Source organism: Pelotomaculum propionicicum, from assembly GCF_004369225.1.
In the GTDB taxonomy this organism is placed as follows: domain Bacteria; phylum Bacillota; class Desulfotomaculia; order Desulfotomaculales; family Pelotomaculaceae; genus Pelotomaculum_B; species Pelotomaculum_B propionicicum.
In genome coordinates, this window is sequence record NZ_QFFZ01000004.1 from 146105 (window position 1) to 155243 (window position 9139).

Below are 9139 nucleotides of genomic sequence, written 5' to 3' on the forward strand. Positions count from 1 at the left end.
AGGATGATAATAATGAGTAATCTGACACAATTGGCCCGAGCCCTGGTAGATCTGGATGAAGAGCTGGTCAGTTCTTTAGTTAAACAAAAAATCGAAGCAGGGGAACCTCCTTTAAATATTATTAAAGAATGCAATGAAGGTATGGGCCAAATCGGCAAGCTTTTTGAAACTAATGAATACTATCTTAGCGAGCTGATCATGTCAGGGGAGATTCTTAAAGGGGTAATGAGCGAGCTTGAGCCGCTGCTGGCCAATGTTGAAAAGGATTCGTCCTCGGCCGGCGTGGTTGTGATCGGGACAGTGAAAGACGATATCCATGATATAGGGAAAAACATAGTGGTAACATTACTGAAAGGGACCGGCTTTGAAGTTGTAGATTTAGGAGTGGACGTGCCCGCTGAAACTTTCGTCAAAACAATGCGGGAAACAGGGGCCAAAGTCCTTGGGCTCAGTGCGCTGCTCAATTTTACCTTCCCCGCCATGAAGGAGGTTGTGGACCAGCTTGCAGCCGCCGGGCTGCGCGACAAGGTTAAGGTGATGATCGGGGGCGCGCCTTGTAATGAAGAGGTCCGCCAGTTCGCCGGGGCTGACTTTCTAGCGAAAGACGCCGCTACAGGCGTCAGTTTCTGCAAACAAATATACGGGCAGAACTAACTTTTAAATAAATACGGAGACCAACCGGCGGTTTCGTCCGGTTGGTCTCCGGTTAATGTCTGAAAACGGAGGACAAATAAATGGAAACCAGACTTGCAAGCGCCGCCAGGGAGTTGATGATCAGCTCTGACAAGCAGACTACCCTTATCGGCGAGCGGATCAATCCCACAGGTAAAAAAAAGTTGGCGGAAGCTCTTCAGAAAGGCGAATATGATGAAATTGTGCGCCGGGAGGCAAGAGAGCAGGTTGACGCGGGCGCTGACGTGCTTGATGTAAATGTGGGCGCGGGCGGTGTTGATGAGATTGCTGTGCTGCCGGAAGTTGTGAAAATTGTAATGGATGAGGTTGATGTCCCACTGTGTATCGACAGCGGCAACCCGCATGCCATTGAAGCGGCGCTTAAAGTTTACAAGGGCAAGCCCCTCATTAACTCAGTAAAAGGAGAAGAGCAGTCGCTTCAGACGGTCCTGCCCCTGGTAAAGGAATACGGCGCGGCAGTAATTGCCCTGCCGTTGGACCAAAACGGCATTCCCAATAACGCTGACGACCGGATCAAATTAGTTGACAGGATCGTCGAGCGATGTGTTAAGACGGGCATACCAATAGAAGATATTGTAATTGATTGTCTGGCTCTGTCCGTGGGAGTGGACTACCATGCCGGACTGGTAACCCTGGAAACCATCAAACGTGTTAAAGAGAATTACGGAGTCAATATGACCCTGGGAGCAAGCAATATTTCTTTTAGCCTGCCCGGCCGTGAAGCGGTCAATGACGCTTTTTTAAGCATAGCCATGGCCGCGGGTGTGACATGCCCTGTGGTAAATGTCGCCAAGGCCCGTAAATGCGTCTTGTCCACCGATCTAATCCTGGGACGGGATAAATATGCCTTGCGCTATATCAAGTATTACAGACAAAATAAAGAACAATTTTAAACTTTGCGCCAAATAAAATTTTTTAAATTGTGCAGTATAGACAACTAGACGTATATTCAACATAGCATCAGATCACAAAGGAATTTGGATTACTTCAGTTAAGGAAGGGTGTAAATCATGGCCTACGACGCAACCAAACTAAAAGACTACCAAATAGCCGAGGCGGCGGAAGCGAACATGCCTATGCCGGAGCAGTGGCGGGAGAAGCTTGGCTTAGAAAAAGACGAAGTCATCCCCTACGGCAGGATCAGCAAGCTGGATTTCATGAAAATCATTGACCGTCTGAAAAACAAGCCCGACGGCAAATACATCAACGTGACAGCCATCACTCCCACCCCGCTGGGAGAAGGCAAAACCACCACCACCATCGGCCTCGTCGAGGGGCTGGGCAAGCGCGGCCTGAACGCCGGCGCCGCCATCCGCCAGCCCTCGGGCGGCCCCACCATGAATATCAAAGGCACCGCCGCCGGCGGCGGCAACGCCCTCGCCATTCCCATGACTGAGTTCTCACTCGGGCTGACCGGCGACATCAACGACATCATGAACGCCCACAACTTGGGCATGGTCGCCTTAAACGCCCGCATGCAGCACGAGAGGAACTACGACGACGCCGAGCTCGCCAAGCGCAACTTAAGACGTCTCGACATCGACCCCACCAACGTGCAGATGGGCTGGATTATCGACTTTTGCGCCCAGGGCCTGCGCAAGATCATCATGGGCATCGGCGGCAAAATGGACGGTTACATGATGGAGTCAAAATTCGGCATCGCCGTCAGCTCGGAGCTAATGGCCATACTCGCCGTGGCCACAGATTTAAAAGACCTTAGAGACAGAATAGGCAAGATCATCGTCGCCTACGACAAGAAAGGAAACCCGGTAACCACCTCAGACCTTGAAGTCGCCGGCGCCATGACCGCCTTTATGCGCAACGCCATCAACCCGACCCTGATGAGCACCGTCGAATACCAGCCCGTGTTAGTGCACGCCGGCCCCTTCGCCAACATCGCTATCGGCCAGTCCTCCATCATAGCTGACCGCATCGCCCTCAAGATGTTCGATTACAACGTGACCGAAAGCGGCTTTGCCGCCGATATCGGGTTTGAAAAGTTCTGGAACGTAAAGTGCCGCTTCAGCGGCCTGGTACCCAACGTCTCTGTCATAACAGCCACCATCAGAGCCCTTAAGATGCACGGCGGCGGCCCTAAAGTGGCGCCCGGCCGGCCCCTGCCTGCAGAGTACGCCAAAGAAAACATAGGGCTGCTCGAAAAAGGCGTCGCCAACCTGCAGCACCATATCGCCACCGTCAAGAAATCCGGGATCAAGCCGGTAGTGTGCATCAACGCCTTCCACACCGACACCAAAGAAGAAATCGCCCTGGTGCGCCGCTGCGCCGAGCAGGCCGGAGCCCGCTGCGCCCTGTCCGAGCACTGGCTGAAAGGAGGAGAGGGCGCCCTTGAGCTGGCCGACGCCGTTATCGACGCCTGCAACGAGAAGGTAGATTTCAAATACCTGTATCCACTTGAAATGCCGTTGCGGCAGAGAGTCGAAACCATCGCAAGGGAAGTTTACGGCGCCGCCGGAGTATCCTGGACACCGGAGGCCGAGGCCAAAGCCAAACAGTTTGAGGCAGACCCAGCCTACGCCGGCTTTGCCACCATGATGGTCAAAACTCACCTGAGCCTAACCCACGACCCCACCCTAAAAGGAGTGCCCAAGGGCTGGACCCTGCCCGTGCGCGACGTGCTCGTCTTTGCCGGCGCCAAATTCCTGTGCCCGGTGACCGGCTCCATCAGCCTGATGCCCGGCACCGGCTCCGACCCGGCTTACCGGAGGATAGACGTAGACACAGACACCGGCAAAGTACTCGGCCTTTTCTAAGCGCTAAAGACAGTTATTGGAGGTAATCACCAGATGACAGAACATATGCCGCCATGCTCCGGCGCCTGCCCGGTCAACACAGACGTGCGGGGCTACCTGGCCGCCATCGCCAGACAGGACTATGCCGCGGCCAGCCGCCTGATCAGCGCCAGCAATCCCTTTCCCTCAGTGTGCGCCTGGGTGTGCCCCCACCCCTGCGAAGATAACTGCCGGAGAGGTCAGGTAGACAGCGCCCTGTCCATACGCGGCCTCAAAAGGTTTGCCATAGAAGCAGCCGGCGTCATAGACAGCCCGTGTGACGCGCCAGCCAAAAAAACAGGCAAAAAAGTAGCCGTGGTCGGGGCAGGCCCCGGCGGGCTGACCGCCGCCTACGACCTGGCCAGGCAGGGCCACAGCGTTGTGGTTTACGAAAAAAACAGCGGCCTGGGCGGGCACTTTCTGACCTCACTGCCCACCTACCGCCTGCCCAGAGAGATGCTCAAAAGAGATACAGATAGAATACTCGCCGCCGGCGTGGAAGCCCGCACCGGTGTCGAAGTCGGCAAAGACATAACCATCGCCCGGCTCAGAGAAGAGTACGACGCCCTGATCATAAGCGTCGGGCTGGCCAGGAGCAAAAGCCTGCCCCTGCCCGGCGCGGATCACCCCGGCGTGCTTATGGCCCTGCCCTTTTTGCATAGAGCCAACACAGGGGAGAGCCAGGCCACCGGCGAGCGCGTGCTGGTAATCGGCGGCGGCGATGTGGCCATGGACGTGGCCAGGACAGCCGTCCGCCTCGGGGCCGCCCAGGTCAATACCATCTGCCTCGAGTTGCGCGAACAGATGCCCGCCCACGCGTGGGAGATAGAAGAGGCCCTCGACGAGGGCGTAATCCTGATCAACGGCTACGGGCCGGTTGAGATACTGACCAAAGACGGCAAAATCGTCGGCGTTAAAGCACAAAAAGTAAAATCAGTATTTGACCCCGGCGGCAAGTTTAATCCCACCTTCGAGCCCGGCGAGTTTTTATCAGTACCGTGCGACACAGTAATCCAGGCCGTCGGCCAGGTCCCAGACAACAGCTTTTTAAACCAGAGCGGCCTGGCGGTTGACCCCAGGGGCTCTGTCCAGACAGATAAAAACACCCTTACCACAAGCCTGCCCGGCGTCTTTACCTGCGGCGAAGTCGTCACCGGGCCAGGCCCCGCCATTGCCGCCGTAGCCTCAGGCCACCGGGCGGCACAGCTGGTAAACAGCTTCTTAAACGGCGCGCCTGCTGCCGGCCCCAAAGAAACAGAAGTAATCGGCCCCCTACCCGGAAAAGTGAGAGAGCTGATTCCCAAACAAAAACGCCAGGCCATGCCCGTGCTCGCCCCCGGCAGCAGAAAAAACAATTTTGAGCCCTTCGAGCTTGGCTTCGACCAAAAAGCAGCCCTGTGTGAAGCATTACGCTGTCTCAGCTGCGGGCTGGGCGCGCGGGTAGAAAGTGAAAAGTGCGCCGCCTGCCTGACCTGCCTGAGAGTCTGCCCCTACCAGGCGCCCGTTGTCGGCGGCCCGGCTGCTATGCCGCCCGAGGGGTGCCAGGCCTGCGGCGTTTGCGCCGCCTTTTGCCCCGCGGGCGCCATCTCGGTGGCAAACCTGAACCTGAGCGCCATAGAAGACACACTTCGCGCCGTTACAGAAGAAACCAGGCTGGTCCTGTTTACCGAGCAGGCAGCCTGCCGGGAGCTTTTAGCCGCGGCAGGCCCCCAGATGATACCAGCCCTTAAAGACGCCGCCGTCATAACCCTGCCCGCGGCCGGCGCCCTGCGGCTGGAATGGATCCTGAGCGCGTTTGAAAACGGCGCCGCGCGGGTGGTGGTGGCGCAGGGCCAAAAAGACAGCCGCCACCACGCGGGTAGCGGCAAGTATCTCAAAGGTGTGATCGCCCGCGCCAAAAACCTGCTCGAAGCCGCCGGCATACCCGGGGATAGACTTTCCCTGCGCAAGTTGGATGAAGGCTGGCCGGTCAGCTAACTAACAGTAAGCCAGGAGTAAATAGATTAGCCGGATGAAACATATAACAAAACCCCTAGAAGGAGACGACCGCTTTGATCAAAGCACAACAAAAAGATATCAGAGAAATAGCCGGTATGGTCGAAGGCTGCCATAAAGTGCTGCTGGCCGGCTGCGGCGGCTGCGTCACAGTATGCCTGGCCGGCGGCGAAAAAGAAACAGAAATAGCCGCCCGCGCCCTGCGGCTGATCAGGAAGCGCTCCGGCAAGCCACTTGAGACCGTGACCTATGTGGCCACCAGGCAGTGCGAGCCGGAGTTTCTAGCGCCCCTGGACGAACTGGTTAAAGACGTTGACGCCGTAATTTCCCTGGCCTGCGGCGTGGGAGTGCAGTGCCTGGCCGAAAGGTACCAGGATAAATGGGTGGTGCCCGCCCTCGATACCAAATTCGCCGGCGGGAGCAAAGAGACCGGCGTGTGGGAAGAGAGGTGCGGCCTTTGCGGCGACTGCATACTCCATAAGACAGGCGGCATCTGCCCCGTGGTGCGCTGCTCCAAAAGCATACTAAACGGCCCCTGCGGCGGCTCCCAGCACGGCAAGTGCGAGCTCGGCCAGGACATAGACTGCGCCTGGCAGCTGATCTATGACCGCATGAAAGCCCTGGGCAGGCTGTCCGAGCTAACCGCCGTCCAGCCCCCCAAAGACTGGTCCAAAGCCAGGGACGGCGGCCCCCGCAGGCTGATAAGAGAGGATTTGATCGCCGATGAAATATCTGAGTAAACTTCACCAGGCGCTCGCAGAAGGCCATTTCGCCGTCACCGCCGAGATAGGGCCGCCCAAGCACGCCTCAGCTCAGGGCGTTATTCGCCATGCCCAAATGCTGCAAAGCTGTGTCGACGCCGCCAACATAACCGACTGCCAGACCGCCATCGTGCGGCTTTCCAGCATCGCCGCCGGCGCGCACATCCTCGGCTGCGGCGTCGAGCCGATCGTCCAGATGACCTGCCGGGACAGGAACCGCATCGCCATCCAGGCCGACCTTTTAGGCGCGTACAGCCTGGGTATGCGCAACCTGCTCTGCCTGTCCGGCGACCACCAGAAATTCGGCAACCACCCCAGCGCCAAAAACGTTTACGATCTTGACTCAGTCCAGTTGATCAGCCTCATGCGCAGGATGCGCGACGAGAGCAAGTTCTTCTGCGGAGAAGAGATTAAAGAACACGAGCCGAGATTTTTTATCGGCGCGGTGGCTAACCCCTTCGCCGACCCCTTCGAGTACAGGGTGGACCGCCTGGAGAAGAAAATCGAGGCCGGAGCCCAGTTTATCCAGACCCAGTGCGTATTTGACATGGAGCGGTTTGAGCGCTTTATGGAAATGGTGCGGGCAAGAGGACTGGACCAGAGGGCGCATATCCTGGCCGGGGTAACCCCGCTGAAAAGCTGGCGCGCCGCCAGGTACCTGCAGACCGGCGTGTCGGGGATGATCGTGCCCGACACCCTGGTGGAAAGGCTGAAAAACGCGGCAGACCCGAAAGAAGGAATCAAGGTCTGCATTGAACAGATCAGACACATCAAAGAAAAGGTCAGGGGAGTACACGGCGTCCACATCATGGCCATCGCCTGGGAAGAGGCCGTGCCTGAGATCGCCGAAAGGGCGGGACTGCTGCCCCGCCCCGGTTTACAGCGGCGGGCAGAAAGCATAGACTAAAGCAAATTATGATTCGATACTGGATATATGACCAGATAGTTAGAGAGGAGACAACTTTAATGTCTGCACAAATCCTTGACGGAAAAAAAGTGGCCGCCTCCATCAGAGAAGAGGTTGTGGCCGAAGTAGCCGCGCTTAAAAAGAAAGGAGTAAATCCCAAACTGGCAGTGCTCCTGGCCGGCGACGACCCCGCGTCGGTGGTATACGCCAGGTCTAAAGAGAAGTCATGCCAGAAAGTTGGTATAGAGTTTAGCCTTTATGTACTGCCCGGCTCAGTGACCGACAGTGAGATGCTGGATCTGGTCGGCAGGCTGAACAGGGATGAAAGTATCCACGGCATTATGATCGAGCTGCCCCTGCCGAAGCAGCTGGACAAGAAAAGAATGCTCGAGGCCGTGCTGCCGGTAAAAGATGTGGACGGAGCGCACCCGTTTAACCGGGGCTGCCTGTTCAGCGGCGCGGGCGGGCTTTCCCCCGCCACGCCCCAGAGCTGTATTGAGCTGCTGCTGCGCAGCGGCGTGGAGATCAAGGGAAAACACGCGGTGCTGGTAGGGCGCGGCGAAACGGTAGGCAAGCCGCTGATCTTAATGATGCTTAATCAGAACGCCACTGTAACCGTTTGTCACACTAAGACAGTGGATCTGGCGGCGCAGACCAGGCGGGCCGATATACTGGTGGTGGCGGTGGGCCGACCCAATATGATAACCGCTGACATGATCAAGCCCGGGGCTGTTGTGGTGGACGCCGGCATCAACGAAGCCGCAGGCGGCATCTGCGGTGATGTGGACTTTGAGCGGGCCAAAGAAGTGGCAGGGTTGATCTCCCCCGTGCCCGGCGGCGTGGGCAGCCTTACCACGGTGATGATTCAGAAAAACTTATTAAAGGCAATAGAGCTGCAGGGTAAGTCACTATAAATTAGTAAAGGAGAGAAGCCCGTGAGCGATTTATTTGACTGCTCATTCAGAAAAATACTGGCTGTTTCAGCTTCCGACGCCCCCACGCCGGGGGGAGGCAGCGTGTCCGCCCTGGCAGGGGCGCTGGGTGTGGCCATGGCTGCCATGGTGGGCAGCCTGACCATGGGCAAGCCCAAGTATGCCGGGGTGGAGGCTGAGGTAAGGGATATCACCGGCAGGGCTTATTTGCTCATGGCCGGCCTGGAGAAATTGACGGCCGCTGATATTGACGCCTTCGGCAGGTTCATGGACGCCTACAGAATGCCTAAAAGCAGTGATGAGGAAAAGGCAAGGCGCGAGGAGGCTGTGCAGAAGGCTGTCAAAGCGGCTGCCGGCGTGCCCCTGGATATTGCCAAAACACTGCTTGAGGCACTGGTGATAACGGAAAAAATCTCACGCATTGGCAACAAGATGGCTGTCAGTGACGCCGGGGTGGCGGCTTACATTTGTGAGGCGGCTTTGCAGGCTGTTTTGCTCAATGTTGATATTAACCTGCCTTTGATCAATGACCTGGAATTCGCAGCCAAGATGCGTGATGAAAGGACACAAATAGCTGAGAAGGCCGAACGGCTTAAGGAAATGGCTGTGGCCGCGGTTAGGGAAAGAATGCTGGGGTAAGAAGGGTGATAACCATGAAATACACTATTGTTAGGAAAGAAGTCCTGGCCCCCACCCTGAACCTGTTTGAAATAGAGGCGCCGCTGGTGGCCAAAAAAGCCAGGGCAGGGCAGTTTGTAATCCTGCGCCTGAACGAGTCAGGCGAGCGGATTCCCCTGACCATCGCCGATTTCGACAGCGAGAAAGGGACCATCACCTGCGTCTTCCAGGAAGTCGGCAAAACCACCAAACAGCTGGGCACACTGGGCGAAGGCGACTGCATTAAAGATTTTGTAGGCCCCCTGGGCCTGCCCTCGCACATCGAGAATTACGGCCGCGTCGCCTGCGTCGGCGGCGGCGTGGGAGTCGCCCCCGTGCATCCTATCGCCAGAGCCTTAAAAGAAGCCGGCAACCGGGTCACAGGCATCATCGGCGCCCGCACCA

General features: G+C 57.2%; 8 protein-coding genes and 1 pseudogene. All 9 read left to right on the forward strand.

Annotation, left to right across the window (positions count from 1 at the left end; translation table 11 throughout):
• Positions 1-12: 12 nt before the first annotated feature.
• Positions 13-654, forward strand: coding sequence for a cobalamin B12-binding domain-containing protein (locus Pmgp_RS03310; protein WP_243119712.1), 642 nt, complete (start codon positions 13-15; stop codon positions 652-654).
• Positions 655-734: 80 nt separating this feature from the next.
• Positions 735-1586: a dihydropteroate synthase gene (locus Pmgp_RS03315; protein WP_134212546.1), complete on the forward strand. Its 852-nt coding sequence runs from the start codon at positions 735-737 to the stop codon at positions 1584-1586.
• 117 nt (positions 1587-1703) lie between these two features.
• Positions 1704-3464 (forward strand): formate--tetrahydrofolate ligase, encoded by a 1761-nt coding sequence (locus Pmgp_RS03320; protein WP_134212547.1) that lies wholly within the window; start codon positions 1704-1706, stop codon positions 3462-3464.
• A 33-nt stretch (positions 3465-3497) separates the two neighbouring features.
• Positions 3498-5459 (forward strand): FAD-dependent oxidoreductase, encoded by a 1962-nt coding sequence (locus tag Pmgp_RS03325; protein ID WP_134212548.1) that lies wholly within the window; start codon positions 3498-3500, stop codon positions 5457-5459.
• A gap of 74 nt (positions 5460-5533) precedes the next feature.
• Positions 5534-6217, forward strand: coding sequence for a methylenetetrahydrofolate reductase C-terminal domain-containing protein (locus tag Pmgp_RS03330; RefSeq protein WP_134212549.1), 684 nt, complete (start codon positions 5534-5536; stop codon positions 6215-6217).
• Positions 6201-7145, forward strand: coding sequence for a methylenetetrahydrofolate reductase (locus tag Pmgp_RS03335; RefSeq protein WP_134212550.1), 945 nt, complete (start codon positions 6201-6203; stop codon positions 7143-7145). Before Pmgp_RS03330 ends, Pmgp_RS03335 begins: the two co-directional genes overlap by 17 nt.
• A 59-nt stretch (positions 7146-7204) precedes the next feature.
• Positions 7205-8059, forward strand: a complete 855-nt coding sequence (locus Pmgp_RS03340) for a bifunctional 5,10-methylenetetrahydrofolate dehydrogenase/5,10-methenyltetrahydrofolate cyclohydrolase (RefSeq protein ID WP_134212551.1) — start codon at positions 7205-7207, stop codon at positions 8057-8059.
• 21 nt (positions 8060-8080) lie between these two features.
• Entirely contained in the window at positions 8081-8716 is a 636-nt protein-coding gene (locus Pmgp_RS03345) for a cyclodeaminase/cyclohydrolase family protein (RefSeq protein ID WP_134212552.1), read from the forward strand.
• A gap of 14 nt (positions 8717-8730) precedes the next feature.
• A pseudogene (locus Pmgp_RS03350) lies at positions 8731-9139 on the forward strand (sulfide/dihydroorotate dehydrogenase-like FAD/NAD-binding protein); the annotation flags it as partial.

Excerpts from the sequence above, each read along its gene's own strand:
- Pmgp_RS03310 (WP_243119712.1), top strand. The coding sequence starts at position 13 with ATGAGTAATCTGACACAATTGGCCCGAGCCCTGGTAGATCTGGATGAA.
- Pmgp_RS03315 (WP_134212546.1), top strand. The coding sequence starts at position 735 with ATGGAAACCAGACTTGCAAGCGCCGCCAGGGAGTTGATGATCAGCTCT.
- Pmgp_RS03320 (WP_134212547.1), top strand. The coding sequence starts at position 1,704 with ATGGCCTACGACGCAACCAAACTAAAAGACTACCAAATAGCCGAGGCG.
- Pmgp_RS03325 (WP_134212548.1), top strand. The coding sequence starts at position 3,498 with ATGACAGAACATATGCCGCCATGCTCCGGCGCCTGCCCGGTCAACACA.
- Pmgp_RS03335 (WP_134212550.1), top strand. The coding sequence starts at position 6,201 with ATGAAATATCTGAGTAAACTTCACCAGGCGCTCGCAGAAGGCCATTTC.
- Pmgp_RS03340 (WP_134212551.1), top strand. The coding sequence starts at position 7,205 with ATGTCTGCACAAATCCTTGACGGAAAAAAAGTGGCCGCCTCCATCAGA.